The organism is Limnohabitans sp. (assembly GCF_030158565.1).
GTDB lineage: Bacteria > Pseudomonadota > Gammaproteobacteria > Burkholderiales > Burkholderiaceae_C > Limnohabitans_A.
On the sequence record NZ_JAOASQ010000063.1, the window covers coordinates 1 to 26323 of the forward strand.

Annotated in this window: 23 protein-coding genes and 1 tRNA gene; 19 read left to right on the forward strand and 5 right to left on the reverse strand. The window is 60.9% G+C overall.

The features are described from left to right. The 8 genes from purD to rng form a co-directional block, all read left to right on the forward strand. Positions 1-814: phosphoribosylamine--glycine ligase (purD, locus tag Q1W40_RS13040; RefSeq protein WP_300712775.1), on the forward strand; the 814-nt coding region annotated here is incomplete at its 5' end. A gap of 24 nt (positions 815-838) precedes the next feature. Continuing rightward, positions 839-1486, forward strand: coding sequence for a 1-acyl-sn-glycerol-3-phosphate acyltransferase (locus Q1W40_RS13045; protein ID WP_300712777.1), 648 nt, complete (start codon positions 839-841; stop codon positions 1484-1486). Then, a complete protein-coding gene (gene hemF, locus Q1W40_RS13050) occupies positions 1483-2403 on the forward strand; it encodes an oxygen-dependent coproporphyrinogen oxidase (RefSeq protein ID WP_300712778.1) in 921 nt (306 codons plus the stop codon). The genes Q1W40_RS13045 and hemF overlap by 4 nt, the downstream gene beginning before the upstream one ends. Next, positions 2400-3035 (forward strand): nicotinate (nicotinamide) nucleotide adenylyltransferase, encoded by a 636-nt coding sequence (gene nadD / locus Q1W40_RS13055; RefSeq protein WP_300712780.1) that lies wholly within the window; start codon positions 2400-2402, stop codon positions 3033-3035. Before hemF ends, nadD begins: the two co-directional genes overlap by 4 nt. Continuing rightward, positions 3035-3763 carry a ribosome silencing factor gene (gene rsfS, locus Q1W40_RS13060; protein ID WP_300712782.1) on the forward strand — a complete coding sequence of 243 codons (729 nt, stop codon included), beginning with the start codon at positions 3035-3037 and terminating at the stop codon, positions 3761-3763. The genes nadD and rsfS overlap by 1 nt, the downstream gene beginning before the upstream one ends. Positions 3764-3769: 6 nt before the next feature. Further along, positions 3770-4237, forward strand: coding sequence for a 23S rRNA (pseudouridine(1915)-N(3))-methyltransferase RlmH (rlmH, locus tag Q1W40_RS13065; RefSeq protein ID WP_300712784.1), 468 nt, complete (start codon positions 3770-3772; stop codon positions 4235-4237). After that, the gene (locus tag Q1W40_RS13070; protein WP_300712786.1) at positions 4234-4836 is read left to right on the forward strand and encodes a Maf family protein; all 603 of its coding nucleotides are present in this window, start codon (positions 4234-4236) and stop codon (positions 4834-4836) included. The genes rlmH and Q1W40_RS13070 overlap by 4 nt, the downstream gene beginning before the upstream one ends. 45 nt (positions 4837-4881) lie before the next feature. Continuing rightward, positions 4882-6351 (forward strand): ribonuclease G, encoded by a 1470-nt coding sequence (gene rng / locus Q1W40_RS13075; RefSeq protein ID WP_108322597.1) that lies wholly within the window; start codon positions 4882-4884, stop codon positions 6349-6351. Between the two features lie 34 nt (positions 6352-6385). On the opposite strand, the gene msbA is transcribed toward rng, so the two are convergent. Beyond that, complete coding sequence (gene msbA, locus Q1W40_RS13080) at positions 6386-8155, reverse strand: lipid A export permease/ATP-binding protein MsbA (RefSeq protein ID WP_300712790.1); 1770 nt, start codon at positions 8153-8155, stop codon at positions 6386-6388. 175 nt (positions 8156-8330) lie between these two features. On the opposite strand from msbA, the gene tolB reads away from it, so the two are divergent. The 7 genes from tolB to Q1W40_RS13115 all read left to right on the forward strand — a co-directional run bounded on the left by tolB (position 8331) and on the right by Q1W40_RS13115 (position 13289). After that, positions 8331-9581, forward strand: coding sequence for a Tol-Pal system beta propeller repeat protein TolB (gene tolB / locus Q1W40_RS13085; protein ID WP_300712954.1), 1251 nt, complete (start codon positions 8331-8333; stop codon positions 9579-9581). A gap of 35 nt (positions 9582-9616) precedes the next feature. Next, positions 9617-10141: a peptidoglycan-associated lipoprotein Pal gene (pal, locus tag Q1W40_RS13090; RefSeq protein ID WP_199222235.1), complete on the forward strand. Its 525-nt coding sequence runs from the start codon at positions 9617-9619 to the stop codon at positions 10139-10141. 11 nt (positions 10142-10152) lie between these two features. Beyond that, the gene (ybgF, locus tag Q1W40_RS13095) at positions 10153-10911 is read left to right on the forward strand and encodes a tol-pal system protein YbgF (RefSeq protein WP_300712791.1); all 759 of its coding nucleotides are present in this window, start codon (positions 10153-10155) and stop codon (positions 10909-10911) included. Between the two features lie 17 nt (positions 10912-10928). Further along, on the forward strand, positions 10929-12041 hold the full coding sequence (locus Q1W40_RS13100; protein WP_300712793.1) for a YeeE/YedE family protein: 1113 nt from the start codon (positions 10929-10931) through the stop codon (positions 12039-12041). Further along, positions 12038-12817 (forward strand): tRNA threonylcarbamoyladenosine dehydratase, encoded by a 780-nt coding sequence (locus Q1W40_RS13105; RefSeq protein WP_300712795.1) that lies wholly within the window; start codon positions 12038-12040, stop codon positions 12815-12817. Before Q1W40_RS13100 ends, Q1W40_RS13105 begins: the two co-directional genes overlap by 4 nt. Before the next feature lie 44 nt (positions 12818-12861). Beyond that, positions 12862-12937: transfer RNA gene (locus Q1W40_RS13110), tRNA-Lys, on the forward strand. A 100-nt stretch (positions 12938-13037) separates the two neighbouring features. Continuing rightward, entirely contained in the window at positions 13038-13289 is a 252-nt protein-coding gene (locus tag Q1W40_RS13115) for a hypothetical protein (RefSeq protein ID WP_300712797.1), read from the forward strand. Positions 13290-13362: 73 nt separating this feature from the next. Here Q1W40_RS13115 and Q1W40_RS13120 read toward each other — a convergent pair whose 3' ends face one another. From Q1W40_RS13120 to dapC, 4 genes are all read right to left on the reverse strand, one after another. Then, positions 13363-15378: an ATP-binding cassette domain-containing protein gene (locus tag Q1W40_RS13120; RefSeq protein ID WP_300712799.1), complete on the reverse strand. Its 2016-nt coding sequence runs from the start codon at positions 15376-15378 to the stop codon at positions 13363-13365. Positions 15379-15531: 153 nt separating this feature from the next. Further along, the gene (gene prmB / locus Q1W40_RS13125) at positions 15532-16422 is read right to left on the reverse strand and encodes a 50S ribosomal protein L3 N(5)-glutamine methyltransferase (protein WP_300712801.1); all 891 of its coding nucleotides are present in this window, start codon (positions 16420-16422) and stop codon (positions 15532-15534) included. Then, the gene (dapE, locus tag Q1W40_RS13130; protein WP_300712803.1) at positions 16419-17597 is read right to left on the reverse strand and encodes a succinyl-diaminopimelate desuccinylase; all 1179 of its coding nucleotides are present in this window, start codon (positions 17595-17597) and stop codon (positions 16419-16421) included. The genes prmB and dapE overlap by 4 nt, the downstream gene beginning before the upstream one ends. A 96-nt stretch (positions 17598-17693) precedes the next feature. Further along, the gene (dapC, locus tag Q1W40_RS13135; protein WP_300712805.1) at positions 17694-18929 is read right to left on the reverse strand and encodes a succinyldiaminopimelate transaminase; all 1236 of its coding nucleotides are present in this window, start codon (positions 18927-18929) and stop codon (positions 17694-17696) included. A 146-nt stretch (positions 18930-19075) separates the two neighbouring features. Here dapC and smc point away from each other — a divergent pair, with 146 nt between their 5' ends. Genes smc through def form a run of 4 tightly spaced genes read left to right on the forward strand, consistent with a single transcriptional unit; the run spans position 19076 to position 26321 of the window. Beyond that, positions 19076-22603 (forward strand): chromosome segregation protein SMC, encoded by a 3528-nt coding sequence (smc, locus tag Q1W40_RS13140; protein ID WP_300712807.1) that lies wholly within the window; start codon positions 19076-19078, stop codon positions 22601-22603. A 27-nt stretch (positions 22604-22630) separates the two neighbouring features. Next, the gene (locus tag Q1W40_RS13145) at positions 22631-23665 is read left to right on the forward strand and encodes a cell division protein FtsZ (protein WP_300712956.1); all 1035 of its coding nucleotides are present in this window, start codon (positions 22631-22633) and stop codon (positions 23663-23665) included. 11 nt (positions 23666-23676) lie between these two features. Continuing rightward, positions 23677-25785, forward strand: coding sequence for an NAD-dependent DNA ligase LigA (ligA, locus tag Q1W40_RS13150; RefSeq protein ID WP_300712809.1), 2109 nt, complete (start codon positions 23677-23679; stop codon positions 25783-25785). After that, positions 25782-26321: a peptide deformylase gene (gene def, locus Q1W40_RS13155; RefSeq protein ID WP_300712811.1), complete on the forward strand. Its 540-nt coding sequence runs from the start codon at positions 25782-25784 to the stop codon at positions 26319-26321. The genes ligA and def overlap by 4 nt, the downstream gene beginning before the upstream one ends. Positions 26322-26323: the final 2 nt, after the last annotated feature.

Below are 26323 nucleotides of genomic sequence, written 5' to 3' on the forward strand. Positions count from 1 at the left end.
CATGAGCCTGGCCGAGGCGCACGAAGCGATCGACTTCATGCTGGTGGACAACACCTTGGGCGTGACCCACAACGAAGGTGGCGCCCGCGTGGTGATTGAAGAATTTTTGCAAGGCGAAGAGGCCAGCTTCATCGTCTTGTGTGACGGCAAGAACGTGACCGCTTTGGCCACCAGCCAGGACCACAAGCGCCTGCTGGACGCCGACCAAGGGCCCAACACCGGTGGCATGGGCGCCTATTCGCCAGCGCCCGTGGTCACGGCCGATGTGCACGCCCGCGCCATGCGCGAGGTGATCATGCCCACCATCAAGGGCATGGAAAAAGACGGCATTCCCTACACCGGCTTTTTGTATGCTGGTTTGATGATCGATGAACAGGGCAAGCCCAAGACGCTGGAATTCAACTGCCGCATGGGCGATCCCGAGACGCAGCCGATCCTGATGCGTTTGAAGTCGGATCTGGTGGAAGTCATGCTTGCCGCGACCTCCGAAGGTCTGGACAAGATTGAGCTGGAGTGGGACCGCCGCGTGGCTTTGGGTGTGGTGATGGCCGCTGCCGGCTACCCGCTGAACCCGCGCAAAGGCGATGCCATCAGCGGCTTGCCTGCGGATGCCGAAGACGCCATGGTGTTCCATGCGGGCACCACCGAGAAAGATGGGCAGATCCTGACCTCGGGTGGTCGCGTCTTGTGCGTGACGGCCTTGGCCGATTCGGTGCGCCTGGCGCAGCAAAAGGCTTACCAGACCGCCAGCAGCATCCAGTTTGACGGCATGCAAATGCGCAAAGACATCGGCTACCGCGCCATCAAAAACTGAAGCGCCATTGAAAGGCCCCAGCCCATGACACACCCTGTGACCTTCAAAGGCTCGCGCTTGGCGCGCTGGATTTTGAAAGCCTTTGGCTGGAAGCTGGCTTTTGAGGGTTTCCCCACGCTGCAAGGCGTGGCCATCGTGTACCCGCACACCAGCAATTGGGATTTCCCGGTCGGCATTTTGGCCAAGTGGGCCTTGGGCATTCCCGCCAATTTTTGGGGCAAGGATTCCTTGTTCAAATTTCCGGTGCTCGGTGCATGGATGCGCTGGGTGGGCGGTGTGCCGATTGACCGCAGCTCACCCAAAGGCGTGGTGGGCGAAATGGTGCAGGTCTTCGAGCAGCACAAGCGCGAGGCGCGCCTGCTTTGGCTGGCCTTGGCCCCCGAGGGCACGCGCAGTCTGACGCCCGGCTGGCGCAGCGGTTTTTACCAAGTGGCCAAAGGCGCTGACGTGCCTTTGGCGCTGGTCAAGATCGATTGGGGCACACGCACCTTGTCCTTGGTCGATTTCTACAATTTGACGGGCGATGTCGATGCCGATTACGCCCACATGGCCCAGGTCTTTCAGGGTGTCAAGGGTTACCACGACGAGCAAGCCTCGCCTGTGCTGCCTTGGAGCCCTGCGTCCAAGCCGAGCCCTGAGGCCAGTGGCGCCAACAAAACAATCCATTCATGAACGATTCCCTTGATCTGAACGCCGTTCGGCAATACCTGGTGGGCCTGCAGTCGCGCATCACCCAAGCCCTGACCGACATGGACGGCACGCCTTTTCTGGTGGACCACTGGACCAAAGAGCCTGGCGAAAAACTGCAAGGCAACGGCATCACCCAGATCCTGGAAGGTGGCCCGATTTTTGAGCGCGCAGGCTGTGGTTTTTCACACGTGAGTGGCCCCCAGTTGCCGCCCTCGGCCACGCAACATCGTCCAGAACTGGCGGGTTCGGCATTTGAAGCCATGGGCGTCTCGCTGGTGTTCCATCCACGCAACCCTTATGTGCCCACGGTGCACATGAACGTGCGCATGATCGCGGCCAAGCCCGAGGGCAGGGCACCGGTGGCCTGGTTTGGCGGCGGCATGGACTTGACGCCTTATTACGGCTTTGACGAAGACGCCGTGCATTTTCACCAGACCTGCAAGGATGCCTTGAACCCATTTGGCGAGGCTTTGTATCCCCGTTTCAAGACCTGGTGCGACGATTACTTTTGCAACAAGCACCGCCACGAGCAACGCGGCATCGGTGGCATCTTCTTTGATGACTTTTCGGAGCTGGGCATGGGCCAAAGCTTTGCCATGCTGCAAAGCGTGGGCGATGCTTTGCTGAAAGCCTATCTGCCCATCGTCGAACGTCGCAAAGACATGGCCTGGGGCGAGCGTGAGCGCGATTTCCAGCTGTACCGCCGTGGCCGCTATGTCGAGTTCAACCTGGTCTGGGACCGGGGCACGCATTTTGGTTTGCAGTCCGGTGGTCGGACCGAATCGATCTTGCTGTCCATGCCACCCGAGGTGCGCTGGTCCTATCAGCGCCAGGACGAGGCAGGCTCACCCGAGGCCCAATTGCTCAGCCATTATCTGGTGCCCAAGGACTGGATTTGAGCACTGCACAGCCACCGATGCGACTGGGTGTTTTTGGCGGAGCGTTTGATCCGCCTCACCTGGCCCACGTGGCTTTGGTGCAAGCAGCCATTGTGCAGCTGCAGCTCGATCAGCTGCGCGTCTTGCCGACCGGGCAGGCATGGCACAAAACGCGCAGCCTGAGCGATGCCGCGCACCGCCTGGCGATGACACAACTCGCTTTTGGCCCGGTGCCCCATGTGCGGGTGGATGAGCGTGAAATGCTCAGGCATGGGCCGAGCTACACCGTCGACACTTTGCGTGAGCTGAGGGCGGAATTCCCACAAGCCCAGCTGTATTTGTTGATCGGCGACGACCAGCGCCGCTCACTGCCGTCCTGGCACCAGGTCGATGAAATCGCCCGTCTCGCTATAATCTGCGTCGCAGGCCGCGATGCAGCCGTTCAGGCCTGGAGTGATTCCAGCACAGGAACCCCACCCGCAGCCCTTGACCCCTCATTTGACGCGCGCATCCACTCCTTGAAGATGCCGCTCATGCCTCACAGTGCCACGGACATCCGTGCGCTGGTGACCACAGACCAAAGCATTGCAGGTCTGGTGCCACCCGCTGTTGAGCGCTATATTCACGAACACCACCTCTACAGGCCCCACTGATGACCGACACCGCTGCCAAAAAAGACATTCAGAAACTCCAGCGTGCCATTGTGGACGCCCTGGAAGACGTGAAAGCGCAAGACCTTCAAGTTTTCGACACCGAACACCTTTCTCCTTTGTTTGAGCGCGTGATCATCGCCTCGGGCACATCGAACCGCCAGACCAAAGCCTTGGCCGCCAGCGTGCGCGACAAGGTGCGCGAAGCCGGTTTCGGCAAGCCCCGCATCGAGGGTGAAGACAACGGTGAATGGATCATTGTGGACTGCGGCTCTGCCGTGGCGCACATCATGCAGCCCACGATCCGTACCTACTACAACCTCGAAGAAATCTGGGGCGACAAGCCAGTGCGCCTGAAGTTTGGTGCGCCCAAGCCCGCGGCACCAGAGCCCAAGGCAACCGCCCGCAAGAGCGCTGCCAAGAAGACGGCTGCCAAAACCACGGTGAGCAAGACTACGGCGGTCAAACCAGCGGCCAAGTCCAAAGTAGCTTTGAAGGCACCAGCCAAATCGGCCAAACCCGCCAGCAAAACTGCAGCCAAGGCACCGGCCAAATCAGCCGCGAAAACTGCTTCCAAACCCGCCGCCAAGTCAGCACCCGCCAAGAACACATCCAAACCCACCGTGAAGACCGTGGGCAAGCCGTCACCCAAAGCGGCGGCCAAAGCTGCTGCCACCAAGGCCCCCGCCCGCAAAGCGGTCAAAGCACCGACCCGCCGTAAAGCCGACTGACCGTTCATGAAGCTGCTGATCGTTGCGGTCGGCCAGCGTGTGCCTGACTGGGCGCAGACCGCCTGGGACGACTATGCCAAGCGTTTCCCGCCCGAGCTCAAAGTGGAGCTCAAGGCGGTGAAGACCGAGCCACGCGGCTCCAAAACCTTGCCCACGCTGTATGCGGCCGAGCGCCAACGCATCGAAGCGGCCATCCCTCGCGGCACCCGCATCGTGGTGCTGGACGAGCGCGGCACCAACCTCACCACGCACGCCCTGGCCGCACGGCTGACCTCGTGGCAGTTGGGCGGTGACGATGTGGCCTTGGTGATTGGCGGGCCCGATGGTCTGGAGCCCGAGTTTCGCCAGGCTGCCCACGAGCGCATCCGTTTGTCCGACATGACTTTGCCCCACGCCATGGCTCGGGTGCTGTTGATTGAGCAGCTGTACCGCGCCTGGTCGATCAACGCCAACCACCCTTACCACCGCGAATGAGTCCATTCATTTACCTGGCGTCGCAAAGCCCACGCCGCAGCCAGTTGCTGACGCAGATCGGCGTGGCCCACGAACTCCTCTTGCCCGACGCCGCTGAAGATGCGGAAGCCCTGGAAGACATCCGTGGCCGCGAAGCCCCGCGCCGTTATGTGGCCCGAGTGACGGCACTCAAGCTCGATGCCGCTGTGGCCCGCCTCCAGCGTTTGAGCTTGCCCGCAGCGCCGGTGCTGTGCGCCGATACCACCGTGGCCTTGGGCCGCGAGATTTTGGGCAAGCCAGTCGATGAAGCCGATGCCCGGCGCATCTTGCAGCAACTGTCGGGTCAGACGCACCGCGTGCTGACCGCTGTGGCTGTTCAGTCTGGCCACAAACGCGTGCAGGCGGTGTCCGAGTCGTGGGTGCGTTTTGCGCCCATGAGCGCTGCGCAAATCAAGGCTTATGTGGCCAGCGGCGAGCCCATGGGCAAGGCGGGCGCTTACGGCGTGCAGGGCAGGGCCGCGTCGCACATCGAACAGATCCGTGGCAGTTATTCGGGCATCATGGGCCTGCCCCTGTTCGAGACGGCGACGCTTTTGCGATCAGTGGGCATCTCTTGCTGATCCATGTCGGCTGACCGACACCCCTCATTTCTCACGAAGCGTTCCATGCAACAAGATATTTTGGTCAATTGGTCCCCGCAAGAGACGCGTGTGGCGGTCGTCGAGTTTGGCGCCGTGCAAGAGTTGCATGTGGAGCGCACGCTCGAGCGTGGCTTGGTGGGCAATGTTTACCTGGGCAAAGTGGCCCGTGTGTTGCCGGGCATGCAGTCGGCTTTCATCGACATCGGTCTGGACAAAGCAGCGTTCTTGCATGTGGCCGATGTCTGGCAAAAACACACCGACGGTGATGCCTCTGCACGCACGGGCCAACCGCTGGTGCCGATTGAAAAGCAGGTGTTTGAGGGCCGGGCCATCATGGTGCAGGTCATCAAGGACCCGATGGGCACCAAAGGCGCCCGCTTGTCCACGCAAATCAGCATTGCCGGGCGGCACTTGGTGTTTTTGCCGCAAGACGATCACATCGGCGTGTCGCAAAAAATCCCGTCTGAGCAGCGCGATGCTTTGCGCAAACGCGTGCAAGCCTTGGTGGGGCCCGCCGGTGGTGGCTTCATTTTGCGCACCAATGCCGAAGACTCCAGCGACGAAGAGTTGCAAGACGACATCGCCTACCTGCGCAAGACTTGGGCCCGAATCAAAGAAGCGTCGATGCGCTTGCCGCCAGCTTCTTTGCTGCACCAGGACTTGACGCTTTTGCAGCGAGTGTTGCGCGATCTGGTGGGCGAGGTCACGCAAAGCATCCGCATCGACTCTCAAGAGCAATATGCCCAGCTCGTCGAGTTTGGCCGCGAGTTCATGCCCAAGGCGGCCGAGCGTTTGCTGCTGTACAAAGGTGAGCGGCCGATCTTTGACCTGTATGCCATAGATGAAGAAATTGCCCGAGCTTTGGGGCGCCGTGTCGATTTGAAATCGGGGGGTTACCTGATCATCGACCAGACCGAAGCCTTGACCACGGTGGATGTGAACACCGGCGGTTATGTGGGGGCCCGCAATTTTGAAGACACCATCTTCAAAACCAATCTGGAAGCCGCGCAGGCCATTGCGCGCCAGCTGCGCTTGCGCAATCTGGGCGGCATCATCATCGCCGACTTCATCGACATGTCGCGCAGCGACCATCAAGAACAGGTGTTGGCCGAGTTCCGCAAGCAGCTGTCGCGCGACCGGGTCAAGACCATGGCGGGCGGTTTCTCGTCGCTGGGCTTGCTGGAGATGACGCGCAAGCGCACCCGGGAATCTCTGGCGCACATGCTGTGCGAGCCATGCCCCAGCTGCCAAGGCAAGGGCATCGTCAAAACAGCACGCTCAGTGGCCTATGACATCCTGCGCGAAATCCTGCGCGAAGCGCGACAGTTCAATCCGCGCGAGTTCCGCGTGGTGGCGGGCGCGGCGGTGATCGATTTGCTGCTCGACGAAGAAAGCCAGCACCTGGCCGGCTTGTCGGATTTCATCGCCAAACCGATTTCGCTGCAGGTGGAGTCTTCGATGGGGCCTGAGCAGTACGACATCGTGCTGCTCTGAGGCGCAGATTCGGGCCTGGAATTAGGGCCAGGACTCAGGCCTCAGGGGCTGCCCACTCGCCGCGGTGGTGCAAGCGCGCATAGGCACCGCCTGCGGCCAGCAACTGCTCAGGCGCACCTTGCTCCACGATCTGACCTTGGTCCATGACCACCACGCGGTCCGCATGCTCGATCGTGGACAAGCGGTGCGCCACGATCAAGGTGGTGCGGCCTTGCATCAGTTTTTGCAAGGCGTCTTGCACCAGGCGTTCTGATTCGTTGTCCAAAGCCGAGGTGGCCTCGTCCAGGATCAGGATTGGCGCGTCTTTGTACACAGCGCGGGCAATCGCCAGGCGTTGGCGCTGACCGCCAGACAGTTGGTTGGCGTTGTGGCCGAGCAGGGTGTCCATGCCCTGCGGCAGCTGGGTCACGTGTGCCCACAAATTGGCAGCTTCCAGGCTGCGCTGAACGCGTTCTCTGTCAGGCGTCTGACCCAGGCTGACGTTGGCCGCCAAGGTGTCGTTGAGCATGACCACATCCTGGCTGACCATGGCAATTTGTTGGCGCAGGCTGCGCAAAGTCCAGTCTTGCACGGGCACTTGGTCGATCAGCACCTGGCCCTGCGTCGGATTGAGGAAGCGGGGCAACAACTGGATCAAGGTGGATTTGCCGGCGCCGGAGCTGCCGACCAAAGCCACGGTTTCTCCGGGCTGCACAGCCAGGCAGACACCGCTCAAGGCGGCTGGGCTGTCGGGTTTGAATTGCAGGCTCACGGCTTGCCATTCGATGGCGCCGGTCGCGCGAACTGCTTCGTGCGTGCCTTGGGTTTCTTCCGGCGCGTCTTGCAGCAAGGCCAGGCCGCGCTCCAGTGCGGCCAGCCCGCGTGTGATCGGATTGGCCACTTCAGCCAACCGTTTGATGGGGGACACCAGCATCAGCATGGCGGTGATGAAGGCCACAAATCCGCCGACGGTGGCACCCGATGCGCTGTCGCGGCTCTGGATCAAGGCGATCACCAGCACCATGGACAGGGCTATGGCGGACATGATCTGCGTCAATGGCGACATGGCCGCCGATGCAGCTGTGGATTTGAGGGCGAGCTTGCGCAGGTTCTTGCCCAGAGCAGCGAACCGGTCGATCTGCTGGTTTTGAGCGCCATGCAGTCGAATCATGCGGTGTGCTAGCACGTTTTCCTCGACCACATAGGCCAATGCGTCTGTGGATTCCTGGCTTTCGCGGGTGAGGCGGTAAAGGCGCTTGGACAATGCCTTCATGATGTAACTCAGGGCCGGGGCGACGATGAACACCACCAGGGTCAGCTTCCAGTTAAGCCACATCAAATAGCCCACCAGCGCCAACAAGGTAAACCCGTCCCGACTCAGCCCAATCAGGGCTGAAATCAACTGTGATGCGCCATTGAGCACTTCGTACACCACTGTGTTGGACAGGGCGCTGGCCGATTGGCGGTTGAACAGACTCAAATCCGCCTTGACCATCTTGGCAAACAAGTCATTGCGCAGCATCTCCATGCCATCGTTGGTCACGCGTGCCAGTGCGTATTGCGCCAGGAAAAAAGTGATGCCTCGGATCGAAAATAAACCGATCACGGTCACGGGGATCAACCAGATGGGCAAACTGTTGCCCGCAAAACCCTCGTCCAAAAGTGGTTTGAAGAGAGCCGGTATCAAGGGTTCGGTCAGTGCTGCAACCAAAGTGGCGGCAAGCGCCATGGCCCATATGCCACGTTGGCGGGCAAAATAAGGCGCCAGTTTCAACATTCTGCTGCGAATGCTGGGGGCTGGGGGGGTGTTTTGGTCGTTGTGCATGTTCAATTCGATTGTAAGCAGGCAAACCCAGGCGTGTTGGCTCCGTTTTTCAGCCGACTGGCCGTCCTGAAACGGGGCTTGGACGGTGTACGATAAGCACCTGTCTTTCATGGCGATGTTCAACGTGCTACACATCAAGCGATTTCCTTTGCAAAACTTTGCCCTTCGCTGGCTGATGCCTTGGTTGGCCTTGTTCGCTTTGCACCTGCCAGCTTGGTCGCAGTTTCGTGTCGAAGTCTCCGGTGTGGGCATGACGCAGTTGCCTGTCGTGATTGCGCCCTTCAAGGGCGAGGCGCAGGCACCCCAAAAAATTTCCTCGATTGTTTTGGCCGATCTGGAGCGGAGCGGTCAATTCAAAGGTTTGCCTGCGGGCAACGTTCAGCTCGATGAAGCGAGCCGTCCTGATTGGTCAGTTTGGCGTCAATTGTCGGCAGAAGCCTTGCTGGCCGGCTCTGTTACCCGATTGGCGGACGGTCGTTTTGATGTTCGAGCCCGTTTGTGGGACGCGGTCAAAGGCCAAGAAAAGGCCGAGTTCCGTGAGACGGTCCTTGCGGCTGATTTGCGCTTGTCTTCCCACCGCATGTCCGACTGGATTTACCAGCAGTTGACGGGGGTGCAGGGCGCATTTGCAACCCGTATTGCTTACGTCACCAAATCTTCAGGCCGTTATACCCTCTGGATCGCCGACTCTGATGGCGAGGGTGCCAAAGCTGCTCTGGGCAGCCCGGAACCCATCATTTCACCATCCTGGTCTTCCAGCGGCACGCAGTTGGCTTACGTGTCCTTCGAGCTGCGCAAGCCTGTGGTCTATGTGCACGAACTCGCCTCTGGTCAGAGACGTCCCGTGGCCAACTTCAAAGGCTCCAACAGTGCACCGACTTGGGCACCCGATGGGCGTTCTTTGGTCGCCACGCTCAGCCGTGATGGGGGCTCTCAACTTTTCAGGATCGATTTGAATGGTGGCGAACCCCGCAAACTGACGCAAGCGGGCTCGATCAACACCGAGCCTGTCTTCACGCCCGATGGCTCTGCTTTGTATTTCGTCAGCGACCGCGGGGGAAGTCCTCAGGTCTACCGCATGCCCGCTCAGGGCGGCCCTGCAGAACGTGTGACGTTTTCCGGCAGCTACAACATTTCTCCCGCCCTCAGTCCCGATGGGCGATGGCTGGCTTATGTTTCCCGCAGTGGTGCTGTTTTCCGTTTGCACATCATGGACTTGAACTCTGGCCAAGTCACGGCATTGACCGACACATCTGCTGACGAGCGCCCCAGCTTTGCGCCCAACAGCCGACTCCTTGTGTACGCAACTTTGCAGCAAGGTCAGGAAGCCTTGATGACGACGACGTTGGATGGCCGCATCAAAGCCCGTTTGTCAGGGCAGGGCGGCGATATCCGTGAACCCCACTGGGGTCCTTTGCGCAAATAATATTTGTTTGTTTTTTTTGATAGACGAGGTTGATGATGAAAAAAAGTGTCTGGGTTGGTTTGTTGATGGTGGCTTTGTTGTCTGGTTGCGCTTCGGGCGTGAAACTTGACGATGTGCCTGTGGAAGACAAGAGCGCGACCTCTTCGGGTGCCAACAGCCAAGGCATTGGTTCTGGGCAAAACGGCGTTGCCGGCGTGTTGACCGATAAGTCCGGAGCGGGTGTTGGACCTGCCGGTGTGGGGACCGTGGTGTATTTCGATTACGACAGCTACGTCGTGCGTGCGGAAGCCCGTCCATTGATCGAAACCCATGCCCGTTTCTTGAAAGCCAACCAGCAGCGCAAAGCTTCGCTGGAAGGTCACACCGATGAACGCGGTGGCCGAGAGTACAACTTGGCCCTGGGTCAAAAGCGTGCCGAAGCCGTGCGACAAGCCATGACATTGTTGGGCGTGTCTGACAGCCAAGTTGAGGCTGTCAGCTATGGCAAGGAAAAGCCTGCGGCCATGGGTTCGTCCGAAACGGACTTGGCCAAGAACCGCCGCGTTGAAATCCGCTACTGATCGTCAAGACCATGCGCCTGAATTTTCGCTTTTCATTGAACCAGCTTGCACTGGCCTTGGCATTGAGTGCCTTGACCGGGTTGGCTCAAGCGGCCTTGTTTGACGACGATGAGGCGCGCCGTGCCATTTTGGATTTGCGCCAGCGTTTGGAGCAATCGAACAAGAACTTCGCCGAGGAAAACGCGCAGTTGCGGCGCTCCTTGCTCGACTTGCAGTCGCAAATCGAAAGCCTTCGTGGCGATCTGTCCCAAAGCCGTGGCGCCCATGAAAACCTGGCGCGTGATGTGTCAGATATTCAGCAGCGTCAAAAAGATGTGGCGGCCGGTGTCGATGAGCGTCTGCGCAAATTTGAGCCTGTCAAAGTGTCTGTGGATGGGCGAGAGTTTCTGGTGGAACCCGCTGAAAAACGAGACTATGAAGGCGCCATGGATATTTTCCGCAAGGGCGATTTCGTGGCGGCTCAAACGGCTTTGGTGCAGTTCTTGCAGCGCAATGGCAAAAGCGGTTATGCCCCTTCGGCCTTGTTCTGGTTGGGCAATGCGCAGTACGCCAACAAGTCCTACAAGGACGCGATGGCCAATTTCCAGCAATTGCTGAATGTGGCGCCAGGTCATGCCCGCGCACCCGAGGCGATGCTGGCGATTTCCAATGTGCAACTCGAACTCAAAGATCTCAAAGCAGCGCGCAAGACGCTGGATGACTTGGTCAAGGCCTTTCCTGCATCTGAAGCCGCCAACACGGCGCGTGATCGACTGACGCGATTGCGTTAAGGCATGAGGCGTTTGTGATGTCATTGTTGCCATTGCAGGCCCAAAACCTGGAGGTTTTGGGCCTTTGTTTTGGAGTCGCATTTTTGTGGGGTGTGCTTTTGCAGCGCAGCCACTTTTGCACCATGGGCGCCATCAGCGATGTGGTGATGATGGGTGACAGCACGCGCCTTCGCCAATGGGTGCTCGCTGTGGCCATCGCTGTTCTCGGCTTTGGCTGCATGGCATGGTTGGGCATGATCAGTCCCTTCAATACCATTTATGGCACACGTGCACTCAATTGGCTGACCCTTTCTTTGGGCGGTCTGATGTTTGGTGTCGGCATGGTGTTGGCGTCGGGCTGTACCACCAAAAACATCACTCGCCTGGCGGGCGGTAATTTGAAATCGCTGGTCGTTCTCATGAGCATGGGCATCTTTGCCTTGGCCACCATGCGTGGTCTGCCGGCTGTCTGGCGTGTGCAAGTGCTGGACGCCTTTACTTTGCCGCTGTCAGCGCCTTTTGTGGGACAGTGGCTCAGTGCTTTGACCGGATGGTCTTTGCCCAAAGGCATGGGCGTCATGTCCGTGCTGTCATCGGCTGTGTTGATGGTCTGGGTTTTCAAGGATCGGGCTTTTCGTGCCGCCAGCGCGTACGGGCCGGGTTTGTTGAGTGGGGCAGTGGTTTGGGCTGTTTGGTGGATCAGCGGTGTCCATGGCTTCGTGCCTGAGCATCCCGAGACCTTGGAGGCGGTGTTCTTGACCACCGCAAGTGGCCGCATGGAGTCCATGAGCTTCACGGCTCCGGTGGCCTATACCCTGGATGCCTTCATGTATTTCAGCGATGGCAGCAAACGTGTGAATCTGGGCATGGCCCTAGCATTGGGCCTCCTACTGGGCGCTTGGGTCAGCACCGTTCAGCAAGGCGCGTTCCGATGGGAAGGCTTCACCCGCATGGACGATTTGGCCAGGCATGTGCTGGGTGGGGCCTTGATGGGCATGGGCGCTGTGATGGCCATGGGCTGCAGCATTGGTCAGGGCTTGTCGGGACTGTCTACCCTGAGTGTCGGCAGCTTGTGCGCGGTGTTGAGCATTGTCTTGGGTGCCGTGTTGACTTTGCAGTGGCAGCTTCGCCGAGCGGAGTCACAGGCATGAACGAATGGAACGATGAAGAGCAACGCCGCTTTGGCGGCTTGCAGCGCCTGTATGGCATGGATGGAGCCCAGCGCATCCGCCAGGCGCATGTGGTGGTGGTGGGCATAGGCGGTGTTGGCTCATGGGCCGCAGAGGCGCTGGCCCGCAGTGGGGTTGCTCGCTTGACGCTGGTGGACATGGACCACATTGCCGAATCGAACATCAACCGGCAAATCCATGCCCTGACGTCCACGGCAGGCCAAGCCAAGGTTGAGGCCATGCGTGAGCGCATCGCCTTGATCCATCCGCAGTGTCAGGTCGATGCGGTCGATGACTTTGTGTCGCCCGACAACTGGCCTGCTTTGTTGCCGGCCACGCCCGATGCCGTGATCGATGCTTGCGATCAGGTCAAGGCCAAAGTGGCCATGGCCGATTGGGCCTTGCGCCACAAAGTGGGTTTCATCACGGTGGGCGCTGCGGGCGGCAAACGACTGGCCCACAAAGTGGATGTGGACGACTTGTCCCGCATCACGCACGATCCCTTGCTGGCCCAAGTGCGTTACCGTTTGCGCAAGCACCATGGCGCCCCCAAAGGTGACAAGCGCATGGGCGTGCAAGGTGTGTTCAGCCGCGAGTCGGTCGCGCCGCCAGATGCCTCATGTGCCATCGAAGGCGATGGCTCGCTCAATTGCCACGGCTACGGATCGGTGGTCAGCGTGACGGCGACCTTTGGCATGTGTGCGGCTTCAGAAATTTTGAATTTTTTGGCCGCTGGCTCTCAGAAGACCAAAAAATAAGGCTATAATCTAAGTCTTGCTGCAGTGCACCGCAATGCAGCAAAGGGACCATAGCTCAGTTGGTAGAGCAGCGGACTTTTAATCCGTTTGTCGTGGGTTCGACCCCCGCTGGTCCCACCAATCCGAAAAGCACTTTGTATGAAAATACAAAGTGCTTTTTTCTTGGGTTTTTGCCATCATCCTGATGTGCCAACCCTTCATGCCCAACCGACAGCTGTCCATGAGCGCTCAACAGAACATCCAGAATGAATTGAAAAAAATGGTGCTTTGCGAGCCTTGCTCGGGCATCCAGCGCAATTGGCGCCGTGCGCCCGGTCATGCCGAACTGGTGCAAGGCACCAACCGCAAAGAGCTGCGCGACAGCGGCACGGTCACCATCACCCGCTACCGCTGTGACCGCTGCGGCACCAGCTGGGAATATGAAAACAACAAGGCCGACCAGCATGCAGGCTGGTCTGTGGTCGGTGGCTGATTTTTTGCACTGTCTATAAAAAAACCGGGCGACCTGCAAGGGCGCCCGGTTTTTTTCATGGTGCTGTGCGTTTTTAAGCAGCCGCTTCAAGCAAGGCCGTCAACTCCAGCCAGCGCTCTTCCAGCGAGGCCACTTCATCGGTCAAAGCCTTCAGGCGGCGACCGGCTTCGGCGATTTCAGTGGGCGGCAGGGGTGTGCTCAGTTGCGCTTCGAGCGCGGTTTTTTCTTGCTCAATCACCCCCATGCGCTGCTCGTTTTGTTCCAGCTCTTTTTTGAGCGGACGGGTTTGTGCAGCCAATTGCTGGCGGCGTTGCGCATCGAGCTTGCGTTGCTCGGCAGTGCTGACAGCAGCTTGCGCAGCCGGGGCCGGTGCTGCGACCACGGGTGCTGCAACAGGAGCTGCCACGGCGACTGCAGCGGGCACCGCCGAGGCGCTGCTGGCCGCGTCTCGGGCTGAATTTTTGGCTTCTTCGCGCAGGCGTTTGGACTCGTCCAGCAGGTAGCGCTGGTAGTCGTCCAGGTCGCCGTCAAAGGGCTCGACCTTGCCGCGGCCCACCATCCAGAACTCATCGCACACCGCACGCAGCAAGGCGCGGTCGTGGCTGACCAGCATGACGGTGCCTTCAAACTCGTTGAGCGCCATCGACAGCGCTTCGCGAGTGGCCAAGTCCAGGTGGTTGGTCGGCTCGTCCAGCAGCAAGAGGTTGGGGCGCTGCCACACGATCATGGCCAGCACCAGGCGGGCTTTTTCGCCGCCGCTCATGGTGCCCACGGCCTGCTTGACCATGTCGCCACTGAAGTTGAAGGTGCCCAGGTAGTTGCGCAAATCCTGCTCGCGGCTGGGCTCGCCGCTGTTCGGCCCCAGCTCTTTGGCCAGGCGGATCATGTGCTCCAGCGGGTTGTCCTGCGGGTGCAGCACGTCCAGTTCCTGCTGGGCAAAGTAGCCGATGTTCAGGCCTTTGCCTTCGGTCAGCGTGCCCGCCAGCAGCGGCATGGTCCGGGCAATGGTCTTGACCAAGGTCGATTTGCCCTGGCCGTTGGCTCCCAAAATGCCGATGCGTTGCCCGGCCAGTACCGATTTGCTCACGCCTTGCAAGATGGCCTTGGGCTCTTCGTCGACGATGTAGCCAAAGCTGGCATCGCTGATGGCCAGCATCGGGTTGGGCAGGTTGTTGGGCTCCTTGAAGCCGAAGGTGAATTCGGCCTCGGCCAGCAAGGGAGCCACTTTTTCCATGCGCTCCAACGCCTTGACCCGGCTTTGCGCCTGCTTGGCCTTGCTGGCCTGGGCCTTGAAGCGGTTGATGAACTTTTGCAGGTGGGCGATCTTGTCTTGCTGCTTGGCAAACGAGGCCTGTTGCAGCTCCATTTGCTGCGCGCGCAAGATTTCAAAGCCGCTGTAGTTGCTGCCGTAGCGTGTGAGTTTGGCGTGGTCGATGTGCAAGGTGACGTTGGTCACCGCGTCCAGAAACTCGCGGTCGTGGCTGATCACGATCATGGTGCCCGCATAGCGCTGCAGCCAGGCTTCCAGCCAGACCAGAGCGTCCAAGTCCAAGTGGTTGGTGGGTTCGTCGAGCAACAAAATGTCCGACGGGCACATCAGCGCCCGGGCCAGTTGCAAGCGCATGCGCCAGCCGCCCGAAAAGCTGTTGACGGGGTTGTTCAGTTCGTCCACCCGAAAGCCCAGACCCAAAATCAGCGCCTCGGCTCGGGGCAGGGCGTCGTGGTCACCGGCATCGGCCAGATCGGTGTAGACGTGGGCCATCTCCATGCCGTCGCCACTGGCTTCAGCGGCCACCAAACGCTGGCGCAGCTCGGCCAGGCGCGTGTCGCCTTCCAGCACAAACTCACTGGCGGGCTGGTCGGTCTCGGGCATGTTTTGCGCCACTTGCGCCATGCGCCAGGCTTTGGGCATCTCGAAGTCGCCGCCGTCTTCGTGCAGCGTGCCGTTGAACAGCGCAAACAAAGTGGATTTGCCCGCGCCATTGCGCCCGACCAAGCCGACCTTTTCTCCGGGGTTGAGGGTGACCGAAGTCTGGTCCAGCAACACTTTGGTGCCGCGGCGAAGGGTGACGTTTTTGAGGTTGATCATGAAAAAGCAGTGGCCGGACAGATTCCGGCAATGGGGGCAGAGTCAGCTTCAAGGCTGAGCTCAAAGGGCGTAAGCAGCCATTTTCGCCGATGTAGCGGTCGCTCAGATGGCCGGTTCAAAGTTTGACCGTCCCCGACTTCTCGGGGAGGGTATTCAGGAGGCCATGGACAAAGCGAGCAGGGCTTCGCGGGTGGTCAACAAAACTTGATCGTCGCCTGCACTGGTGTCGAGCCAGGCCACTTCCAATTCGGGAAAAGCCGCCATGAAATGCGCCACCTCGTTGCCGATCTCCAGCACCAGGACTGCGTGCTCACTCATGCGTGCAGGCGCATCTTTGAACAGCTGGCGCACAAAGTCCATGCCGTCCGTGCCGCCAGCCAAGGCCAACTCGGGCTCGGTGCGGTACTCCGCGGGCAGCGCGTCCATGCCGGCTTGGCACACGTAAGGCGGGTTGCACAGGATCAAATCAAAGGGGCCGGGCAGGGCCGCAAGGCCATCGCTGTGCACCAGTTGCACGCGGTCTTGCAGACCGTGGCGCTCCACATTGATGGCGGCCACGGCCAGCGCATCATGAGAAATGTCGGCCCCGGTGACTTGCACCTCTGGCCAGGCCAGCGCCGCCAGCACAGCCAGGCTGCCGTTGCCGGTGCACAGGTCCAGCACGTGTTGGGTTTGCTCGCTCAGCCAGGCGTCGATGGTGCCGTCGGCCAGCACCTCGGCGATCAGGCTGCGCGGCACGATGGCGCGCTCGTCGATGTAAAACGACACGCCTTGCAGCCAGGCTTCTTGCGTGAGGTAGGCGGCAGGCTTGCGGGTGGTGATGCGTGTTTCGATCAGCGCAGCGCAGGCCGCTTGCTGCTCGGGCGTTACAACTTGATCGGCCACCTCGTCCAGATCGGTGTCCAGCGGTAGGCCCAAGCGCCAGAGCACCAGCCAGACGGCTTCGTCAAAAGCGTTCTGGGTGCCGTGACCAAAGGCCACTTGGGCTTGTGTCAGGCGCTCGGCCGATTGCTCGATCAGTGAGGACAGGTTCAAAACGCTCATGCAGACAAGTCCAGGTTGAGTTGTTCCAGCGTTCGGCGGTAGATGGCTTTGAGTGGCGCAATGTCACTCAGCGCCACATGCTCGTTGACCTTGTGGATGGTCGCGTTGGGTGGGCCGAATTCGATGACCTGCGGGCAAATCTGGGCGATGAAGCGGCCGTCGCTGGTGCCGCCGGTGGTGGACAGCTCGGTGGTGAGGCCCGTTTCGTCGGCAATCGCTTTTTGCACAGCGGCCACCAAAGTGCCGGGTATGGTCAAAAACGGCAGGCCGCCAATCGTCCAGTTCAGCTCGTATTTCAAACCATGTTGGTCCAACACGGCCGTGAGGCGTTGCTGCAGGCTTTCGGGCGTGGATTCGGTACAAAAGCGGAAGTTGAAATCCACCACGCAGTCGCCGGGAATCACGTTGCTTGCGCCTGTGCCCGCGTGGATGTTGCTCACCTGCCAGCTGGTGGGTGGGAAGAAGGCATTGCCTTCGTCCCAGCGAATCGCCACCAAATCGGCCAGCGCGGGGGCCAGGCGGTGGATCGGGTTGTCGGCCAGGTGCGGGTAGGCGATGTGGCCCTGCACGCCTTTGACGGTGAGCTTGCCGCTCATGGTGCCGCGCCGGCCGTTTTTGATCATGTCGCCGGTTTGCTGCACCGAGGTGGGCTCGCCCACGATGCAAAACTGTGGCGCGTCGCCACGGGCTTTGAGCTTTTCACACACCACCACCGTGCCGTCAACGGCCGGGCCTTCTTCGTCACTGGTCAGCAAAAAGGCGATGCCTAGCTTCGGGTTGGGGTTAGCAGCCAGAAACTCTTGCACGGCCACCACCATGGCGGCCAGCGAGGTCTTCATGTCGCTCGCGCCCCGGCCAAACAACTTGCCGTCGCGGTGGGTGGGGGTGAAAGGGTCGGTGTCCCATTGGGTCAATGGCCCGGTGGGCACCACGTCGGTGTGGCCGGCAAAAGCCAGGGTCTGGTCCGAAGTGCCTGCGCGCTTGGCCCACAAGTTGCGAACGCGGAAGGTGTCGGGGCCAGAGTCCATGAACTCGCAAACAAAGCCCAGCGGTTTCAGGGCGTCGGCGATCAGGTCCAGGCAGCCCGCATCCTCAGGCGTGACCGAGGGTTTGGAGATCAGCTGCTCGGCCAGGCGCAGGGTGTCGTGACAAACGGAGGGGCGGGTGGTGGTCATCGTTTGGGGTCTCTCAAGAAGATGGATGCCGGGTCAAGCCCGGCATGACAACACGTGATAAGCAGGGCTTTGCACAAAACAAGCACAGTGGAACTGTCACCCCGGGCTTGACCCGGGGTCCATCTTTTGAGGTTGGGCCCGCACGAAGCGGGCGATGCGCTCAGCCGCTTCCAGGCACTCGGCGGTTTCGGCCACCAGGGCCATGCGGATGCGGCCACGGCCGGGGTTAGAACCGTTGAACTCGCGGGCCAAGTAACTGCCAGGCAGCACGGTGACGCTTTCGGACTCATACAACGCCTTGGCAAAAGCGGTGTCGTCGCCTTGCCAGCCCGCAGGCACACCGGCCCACAGGTAAAAGCTGGCGTCGGGCAGTTTCACGTCCAGCACTTCGGCCAGCACGGGGGTGACCTGTGCAAACTTGGTGCGGTATTGGTTGCGGTTGTCCACCACATGGGCCTCGTCGCCCCAGGCGGCCACGCTGGCCGATTGCACCACCGGGCTCATGGCGCTGCCGTGGTAGGTGCGGTAGAGCAAGAACTGCTTGATGATGGCCGCGTCGCCCGCCACAAAACCGCTGCGCAGGCCCGGCACATTGCTGCGTTTGGAGAGGCTGGTGAAGGCGATCAGGCGCTTGAAATCGGTGCGGCCCAGCTGATGGGCGGCTTCCAGACCGCTCAAAGGCGCTTCTTCGCGGAAATAAATCTCGCTGTAGCACTCGTCGGATGCGATCACGAAACCGTGCTGGTCCGACAGGGCAAACAGCTTTTGCCATTCAGTCAGCGGCATCACTGCGCCCGTGGGGTTGCCGGGCGAGCAGACAAACAGCAGCTGCGTGCGGGCCCAGACCTCGGCGGGCACGCTGTCCCAGTCGTTGGCAAAGTTGCGCGCTGGGTCGCTGGGCACGTAATAAGGCTCAGCGCCCGACAGCAAGGCCGCGCCTTCGTAAATTTGATAGAAGGGGTTGGGGCTGACCACGGTGGCGCCGGGGCGGGTCGGGTCGATCACGGTTTGCGTCAGGGCAAACAGGGCCTCGCGCGAGCCGTTGACGGGCAGCACCTGGGTGGCCGGGTCCAGCGTCAGGTCGTAGCGGGTTTTGAGCCAAGCCGCACAGGCTTTTCGCAAGGCGGGCTCGCCTGCTGTGGCCGGGTAGGCCGACAAGCCGGTGGCCACCGCCGCCTTGAGCGCTTCCTGAATGAAAGCGGGCGTGGCGTGTTTGGGCTCGCCAATGCCCAGGCTGATGGGCTTCAAGGCGGGGTTGGGCGTGACGGCGGCGAACAGTTGTTTCAGCCGTTCAAAAGGGTAGGGCTGCAGCTTGGCGAGAAGGGGATTCATCCCCCGATTATCCGGGATCGGTTGGGCCGGTTGGCTAAGGTAATATTGAAGACTGTTCCGGGCGTCCGGGTACAGGCTTTCAATCGGGCTGATGCACCGTGTGTTGCGTCATTTCGTTTACTCTTTTTTTGATCGATCCGACCGCCGTGCGTCTCAATTCCATCAAGCTTTCTGGCTTCAAATCGTTCGCTGAGCCGACCAACTTCCTGCTGCCCGGGCAGCTGGTGGGCGTGGTCGGCCCCAACGGTTGCGGCAAATCCAACATCATGGACGCGGTGCGTTGGGTGTTGGGCGAGTCCAAGGCGTCCGAGCTGCGTGGCGAGTCCATGCAGGATGTGATCTTCAACGGCACCACCACCCGCAAGCCCGCCAGCCGCGCCAGTGTGGAGCTGGTGTTTGACAACGCCGACCACCGGGCAGGCGGCCAGTGGGGCCAGTTTGCTGAGATCGCCGTCAAGCGCGTGCTGACCCGCGACGGCAACAGCAGCTACTACATCAACAACCAGCCGGTGCGCCGCCGTGACGTGCAGGACGTGTTTTTGGGCACGGGCCTGGGCCCACGCGCTTACGCCATCATTGGCCAGGGCACCATCAGCCGGATCATCGAGTCGCGCCCCGAAGAGCTGCGTTTGTTCCTCGAAGAGGCTGCGGGCGTCTCCAAATACAAGGAGCGCCGCCGCGAGACCGAAAACCGCCTGTCGGACACCCGAGAAAACTTGACCCGGGTTGAGGACATCCTGCGCGAGTTGAATGCCAACCTCGAAAAGCTCGAAAAGCAGGCCGAAGTGGCCCAACGCTACAACAACCTGCAGGCCGACAGCACGCTCAAGCAACACCAGCTGTGGTTCTTGAAGCGCCGCGATGCTGAAAGCGACCAGGGCAAAGTCAAGAGCGATGTGGACCAAGCGGTCAATGCGCTCGAATCGCGCATTGCCGATTTGCGCCATGTGGAGTCCGACCTGGAAACCATCCGCCAGGCGCACTATGACGCGGGCGACCAGGTCAACCAAGCGCAAGGCGCTTTGTACGAAGCCAGTGCCGAAGTGGGGCGCCTCGAAGCCGAAATCCGTTTTGTGGTGGAAGGCCGCCAGCGCGCCGAGCAGCGCCTACAGCAGTTGATGGAACAGACCGCCCAGTGGGGCACACGCAGCGAAGACGCCAAAACGGAGCTGGAAACCCTGGCCGAGCAAGCGGCCATGGCCGAAGACCAGAGCATGACGCTGGCCGCCCAGGTCGAAGACCAGGCCATGGCCTTGCCCGATCTGGAAGAAGCCTTGCGCAAAGCGCAAAACGACGCCACTGGGCAGCGCGCCAGCGTGGTCCAGGTGCAGCAGCAAATTGGCGTGCTGGCCGCAGACCAGCGCAACGTCGAAGAACAATCGCGCCAGCTCGAGAATCGCCGTGAACGCTTGCTGACCGATCGCAATGCCTTGGCCGCGCCCGATGAGGCCCGTCTGCACAATCTTCAAGAGCAGCTGGCTGCGGCCGAGGCCCAAGCGGCCGAATCGGAAGCCCGTTTGCACGACTTGCAAGAAATGGTGCCTGCGCTGGACGAAGACCGCCGTGAGCGCCAAAAAGCGGTCAACGAAGAGTCGGCCCGCTTGGCGGATCTGAGCGCCCGCATCGAGGCGCTCAAGGCCTTGCAAGAAAAAGTCCGCACCGACGGCAAGCTCAAGCCCTGGCTGTCCAAGCATGGAATGGATGGACTTGAAGGCCTGTGGAGCCGCATCCACATCGAGTCGGGCTGGGAAAACGCGCTCGAATCGGCCCTGCGCGAACGCCTGTCCGCCCTGGAAGTGTCTCGTCTGGACATGGTGCGCGCCTTTGCTGGCGATGCGCCTCCAGCCAAGCTGTCATTCTTCACTTCGCCTTTGGCCTCTAGCGCCAAGCCACGCAGCGGCATGCCGAGCGGCTGCCTGCCTTTGGCGCAAAAGCTGCGGATTTCGGATGCCGGTTTGTCCGCCTTGGTGACCGATTGGCTGCAAGGCTGCTACACCGCACCCAGCATCGAAGAAGCTTTGGCCTGGCGCAGCCAGCTCCAGCCGGGCGAAACGCTGTTGGTGCAAGCGGGCCATGCGGTCGACTTGAACAGCGTGGTCTTTTACGCGCAAGACTCCGAGCAAGCCGGTTTGCTGGGCCGCGCACAAGACATTGAAAACCTCGAAAAGCAGCAGCGTGCGCAAACCCTGATCGCCGAAGAAAGCCGCAGTGCGTTGGTGCGCGCTGAAGCGGCTTATGCCGATGCTTCGCAGCGTCTGATCACCGTGCGGCGCGAAGCGGCCGAAAGCCAGTCGCGCACCCATGAGCTGCAGGTGGAGACTTTGCGCCTGTCGCAACTGGTGGAACAAACCCGCGCCCGCAGCGAACAGATCAACAACGACCTGGCCGAAGTGGACGCTTTGCTGGAGGAGCTGCAAGAGCGGCGCGTCACGGCCGAAGCCCGTTTTGAAGAGCTGGACATGCAACTGGCCGACAGCCAGGAACTCCATGCGCAGCTGGACGAGCGCGTGATCGAGGCCGAGCGCAAGCTGGGCGAATGCCGTGAACAGCAACGCAGCCTGGAGCGCCGAGCCCAGGAGGCGCAGTTCTCGCAGCGCAGCCTGGATGCGCGCCGCGCAGAATTGAGCCGCACGATCGAGACCGCGCAACAGCAAGTGGCCAGCATCGACGCCGAAATGCAGCGCGCCCGCGACGAATTGAGCCGCTTGACCGATGCCGCTGCGCAAGCCGGTTTGCAAAACGTGCTGGCCGTCAAGATGGAGCGCGAGCAGGCCCTGGCTGCCCGCCGCAGTGCCTACGACGATCTGACCGCCAAACTGCGCGCCAGCGACGAACGCCGCGTGGCCTTTGAACGCGAGCTCGAGCCCCTGCGCCAGCGCATCACCGATTTACAGCTCAAGGAGCAAGCTGCCCGCTTGGGCCTGGAGCAATACACCCAGTTGCTGGCCGATGCGCAAGCCGATCTGGAAGCCGTGGCCCTGTCGATCGAGACCGGTCAGGTGCGCGTGACCGGTTTGCAAGGTGAGATCGACCGCATCCACCGCGAAATCACGGCCCTGGGCCCGGTCAACCTGGCCGCGCTGGAAGAGCTCTCCACTTCGCGCGAACGCAAGACTTTCCTGGACTCGCAAAATGCCGACTTGACCGAGGCCATGAACACCCTCGAAGACGCGATCCGCAAGATTGACGGTGAAACCCGTGAATTGCTGGGCGGCACTTTCAAGATCGTCAACGAGCATTTCAGCCGCATGTTCCCCGAGCTGTTTGGTGGCGGCAATGCGCGCTTGGTCATGACCGGCGACGAAATTTTGGATGCGGGTGTGCAGGTCCTCGCGCAGCCGCCTGGCAAGAAAAACCAGACCATCCATCTGTTGTCCGGTGGTGAAAAAGCCCTGACGGCGATTGCGCTGGTGTTTGCGATTTTTCAGCTCAACCCTGCACCGTTTTGCTTGCTCGACGAGGTGGACGCGCCGCTGGACGACGCCAACACCGAACGCTACGCCAAACTGGTCGCAGGCATGGGCAAGGAAACGCAGTTCCTGTTCATCAGCCACAACAAGATCGCCATGGAAATGGCCGAGCAGTTGATTGGCGTGACCATGCAGGAGCAGGGCGTTTCGCGCATTGTGGCTGTGGACATGGAGTCCGCAGTGTCTATGGCCGATGTGGCCTGAAATTGAAGATTTTTTATGCTGGATTCCTTGAGTTCTTTGCAAGTCAGCCTGGCCGGTATCGGTGGCCTGACCTTGGTGGCGGTGGTGATCTATAACTACTGGACATCGCGCAAAAATGCGCCGCGCCAGGCCGAACCGCTAACCGAGCCCTTGGCCGACCAGGCCTCAGCTCAGGGTGTATCCGAGCCACAAGAGCCGGTTTTGACCGATGACTTCGCCAGCCTGCCGCAACCCGAGCGCAAAGCCCAGCTGGATGCCTTGATCGACGTGATCGCCATGGTGGAAGTGGACCAGCCGGTGTCGGGCGATGCCGCCTTGGCCGCTTTGCCGTCCACCCGGCGCGTGGGCACCAAGCCTTTCAATGTGGAAGGCTGCAGCCAGCTCAACGGCGAGTGGGAGCCTTTGCTGCCCGGTCGCCGTTATTCGGCTTTTCAGGCGGGTGTGCAACTGGCCAACCGCATGGGTGCACTCAATGAAATCGAGTTCTCCGAGTTCGTGGTCAAGACCCAGGCCTTTGCAGATGCGGTCAACGGCACGGCCACTTTCAGCGACATGCTGGAAGAAGTGGCCCGTGCCCGTGAACTGGACCAGTTCGCCAGCGACCACGATGCACAGCTGAGCTTCACGCTGTGCGCCCGCGCTGCTGCTTGGAGCCCGGGTTATGTTCAGCAACATGCAGCCCGCCTTGGTTTTGTGGCGGGCGTGATCCCTGGGCGCATGGTCTTGCCGTCGTCGGTGCAGGGCTTGCCTCCGATCTTGTCTTTGACCTTTGACACCCAAGCTGCCATGGCCGATGACCCGGCGCTGTCGGCCATTCGCGAGTTTTCCTTGAGCCTGGATTTGCCCCAAATTGCCCGCGAAGACCATGCTTTCGGGCGTTTGCGCGAAGCGGCCACTTTGCTGACCAAAGATATGGATGGCTTGATCACCGATGGCGGTGGGCAGGTTCTGGGTGATGATGTGCTCGATCAAATCGCCATCGACTTGACGCAACTGTATGACGCGCTCGACCAGCGCGAGTTGTCAGCAGGTTCGCAGCAAGCACGCCGTCTGTTTTCTTGAGCGGGTCATCCATGTCCACACGGGACCTGTTTGGGGACGCGCCGCCAAGCGACGAGGACAAAGCCCGCGATGTGGCCCGCGCTGCCGAGTTGCGGGCACTTTTGCACCACCATGCGCATCGCTATTACACGCTGGACGCACCCGAAGTGCCTGATGCCGAGTACGACCGATTGTTTCGCGAGTTGCAAACGCTGGAAACCGCTCACCCTGAGCTGTTAACGCCCGACTCGCCCACGCAGCGTGTGGGCGGCAAGGTGCTGGACGCCTTTGCCTCGGTGCAGCACCGCGTCCCCATGCTCAGCATCCGCACTGAAACCGACACCGAAGCCAGCGGGGCCGAGGCTTTTGATGCCCGTGTCCGCAAAGAGCTGAACCTGAGCGAGGCCGAGCCTGCCGTTGAGTATGTGGCCGAGCTGAAATTTGACGGCCTGGCCATGAGCCTGCGTTATGAAAACGGCGTGCTGGTGCAGGCCGCCACGCGTGGCGATGGCGAGACCGGTGAAGAGGTCACTGCCAACATCCGCACCATCGGTCAGATCCCGCTGCGCTTGCCCGCCGATGCCCCGCCTGTGCTGGAAGTGCGCGGCGAGGTGTACATGCGCCGCGATGACTTTGAAAAACTCAATGAACGCCAGCGCGCACGCATTGCCGCGGGCATGAAGGGTGAAAAAACCTTCGTCAATCCGCGCAATGCGGCGGCGGGAGCGGTGCGCCAACTGGATTCGGGCATTGCCGCTGAGAGGCCCTTGAGCTTTTTCGCCTACGGCTGGGGCGACATCACGCCTTCTGCCGAGGGTGGCCCGGTCTGGGGCACCCATTTTGAAGCCTTGCAGCAACTCAAAAGCTGGGGCTTTCCGGTGGCCGAGCAAACCTCGTGTGTGCAGGGCGCTGCAGGCCTGGTGGGTTTTCACCAGCGCATGGCCGCTGAGCGCGATGCTTTGCCTTATGACATCGATGGTGTGGTCTACAAAGTCAACCGCCTCGACTGGCAGCAGCAACTGGGCTTTGTGACGCGCGAGCCGCGCTGGGCCGTGGCCCACAAATATCCGGCTCAGGAAGAAATGACCACCGTGCTGGCCATTGACGTGCAGGTGGGCCGCACCGGCAAGCTTACCCCGGTTGCCAAATTGGCGCCGGTCTTTGTGGGCGGCGTCACCGTGACCAACGCAACGTTGCACAACGAACTCGAAGCCCGACGCAAAGACGTGCGGGTGGGCGACACCGTGATCGTGCGCCGTGCGGGCGATGTGATCCCCGAGGTGGTGTCGGTGGTGCTCGACCGCCGCCCACCCGATGGGCCGCAATTCACCATGATGAGCCACTGCCCCGTGTGCGGCAGCTTGGCCGAACGCGAAGAAGGCGAGGCCGACCACCGCTGCACGGGTGGACTATTTTGCAGCGCCCAGCGCAAGCAGGCGGTCTGGCATTTTGCGCACCGCCGCGCCATGGACATTGAGGGCTTGGGCGACAAACTGGTGGACCAATTGGTCGACTCGGGTCGCGTCAACACCCTGGCTGATCTGTACAGCTTGCAACTGCAGGACTTGGCGGGCATGGACCGCATGGCCGAGAAGTCGGCCCAGAACCTGCTGGACGCGCTGGAAAAATCCAAACAAGCGACCTTGCCGCGCTTTGTGTTTGGTCTGGGCATTCGCCATGTGGGCGAAGCCACGGCCAAGGAACTGGCCCGTCATTTTGGCCAGCTGGCCGCCATCATGGACGCCAGCGAAGATGCTTTGTTGCAGGTCCCCGATGTGGGCCCCATCGTGGCGCACAGCATCCACACATTCTTTGCGCAAGCGCACAACCGCGAAGTGGTGCAGGCCCTGCGCGATGCCGGCATCCATTGGGCCGAGGGCGATGCCTTGGCGCCGACCGAAATGCCCTTGGCCGGTCTGACCGTGGTCCTCACAGGCTCTCTGCAAAGCATGGGCCGGGATGAGGCCAAGGACAAACTCGAAGCTTTGGGCGCCAAAGTGGCGGGCTCGGTCAGCAAAAAAACCAGCTATGTGGTGGCCGGCGCCGAAGCGGGCAGCAAGCTCGACAAGGCGCAAGCGCTGGGCATCCAGGTGCTGGACGATGCAGGCTTGGCCATGTTGTTGAACGGAGAAAAACCATGACGGTGCGTGACATTCTCAAAATGGGCGATGAGCGCCTGTTGCGTGTGGCCCCTGCGGTGACGCAATTTGATACGCCTGAGTTGCATGCCTTGGTGGCCGACATGCTGGAGACCATGGCGGCTGCGAATGGCGCAGGCCTGGCTGCGCCCCAGATTGGTGTGAACCTGCAGGTGGTGATCTTTGGCACGGGTGCCATCAATCCACGCTATCCGCATGAGCCAGCGTTTGCGCAAACCGTGCTCATCAACCCCGTGATCACCCCATTGGGCGCTGAAGAGCAAGAGGGCTGGGAGGGCTGCTTGTCCGTGCCCGGCATGCGGGCCATCGTGCCGCGCTGGCAACGCATCCGTTACACGGGTTTCGACGTCCAGGGTCAGGTGATTGACCGTACCGCCGATGGTTTTCACGCCCGGGTGGTGCAGCATGAATGCGACCACCTGATCGGCAAGCTGTACCCCATGCGGGTGCGTGACTTCAGCCGATTTGGCTTCACCTCGGTGTTGTTTCCGGGCTTGGACGACAACACCGACGATTGAAA

Coding starts and splice junctions, on each gene's coding strand:
- rlmH (WP_300712784.1), top strand. CDS start 3,770: ATGAAGCTGCTGATCGTTGCGGTCGGCCAGCGTGTGCCTGACTGGGCG.
- Q1W40_RS13100 (WP_300712793.1), top strand. CDS start 10,929: ATGTCATTGTTGCCATTGCAGGCCCAAAACCTGGAGGTTTTGGGCCTT.
- ligA (WP_300712809.1), top strand. CDS start 23,677: ATGTCCACACGGGACCTGTTTGGGGACGCGCCGCCAAGCGACGAGGAC.
- def (WP_300712811.1), top strand. CDS start 25,782: ATGACGGTGCGTGACATTCTCAAAATGGGCGATGAGCGCCTGTTGCGT.
- pal (WP_199222235.1), top strand. CDS start 9,617: ATGAAAAAAAGTGTCTGGGTTGGTTTGTTGATGGTGGCTTTGTTGTCT.
- hemF (WP_300712778.1), top strand. CDS start 1,483: ATGAACGATTCCCTTGATCTGAACGCCGTTCGGCAATACCTGGTGGGC.
- dapC (WP_300712805.1), bottom strand. CDS start 18,929: ATGAATCCCCTTCTCGCCAAGCTGCAGCCCTACCCTTTTGAACGGCTG.
- rng (WP_108322597.1), top strand. CDS start 4,882: ATGCAACAAGATATTTTGGTCAATTGGTCCCCGCAAGAGACGCGTGTG.
- Q1W40_RS13115 (WP_300712797.1), top strand. CDS start 13,038: ATGAGCGCTCAACAGAACATCCAGAATGAATTGAAAAAAATGGTGCTT.
- msbA (WP_300712790.1), bottom strand. CDS start 8,155: ATGCACAACGACCAAAACACCCCCCCAGCCCCCAGCATTCGCAGCAGA.
- tolB (WP_300712954.1), top strand. CDS start 8,331: ATGCCTTGGTTGGCCTTGTTCGCTTTGCACCTGCCAGCTTGGTCGCAG.
- Q1W40_RS13105 (WP_300712795.1), top strand. CDS start 12,038: ATGAACGAATGGAACGATGAAGAGCAACGCCGCTTTGGCGGCTTGCAG.
- prmB (WP_300712801.1), bottom strand. CDS start 16,422: ATGAGCGTTTTGAACCTGTCCTCACTGATCGAGCAATCGGCCGAGCGC.
- Q1W40_RS13070 (WP_300712786.1), top strand. CDS start 4,234: ATGAGTCCATTCATTTACCTGGCGTCGCAAAGCCCACGCCGCAGCCAG.
- Q1W40_RS13120 (WP_300712799.1), bottom strand. CDS start 15,378: ATGATCAACCTCAAAAACGTCACCCTTCGCCGCGGCACCAAAGTGTTG.
- ybgF (WP_300712791.1), top strand. CDS start 10,153: ATGCGCCTGAATTTTCGCTTTTCATTGAACCAGCTTGCACTGGCCTTG.
- rsfS (WP_300712782.1), top strand. CDS start 3,035: ATGACCGACACCGCTGCCAAAAAAGACATTCAGAAACTCCAGCGTGCC.
- Q1W40_RS13045 (WP_300712777.1), top strand. CDS start 839: ATGACACACCCTGTGACCTTCAAAGGCTCGCGCTTGGCGCGCTGGATT.
- dapE (WP_300712803.1), bottom strand. CDS start 17,597: ATGACCACCACCCGCCCCTCCGTTTGTCACGACACCCTGCGCCTGGCC.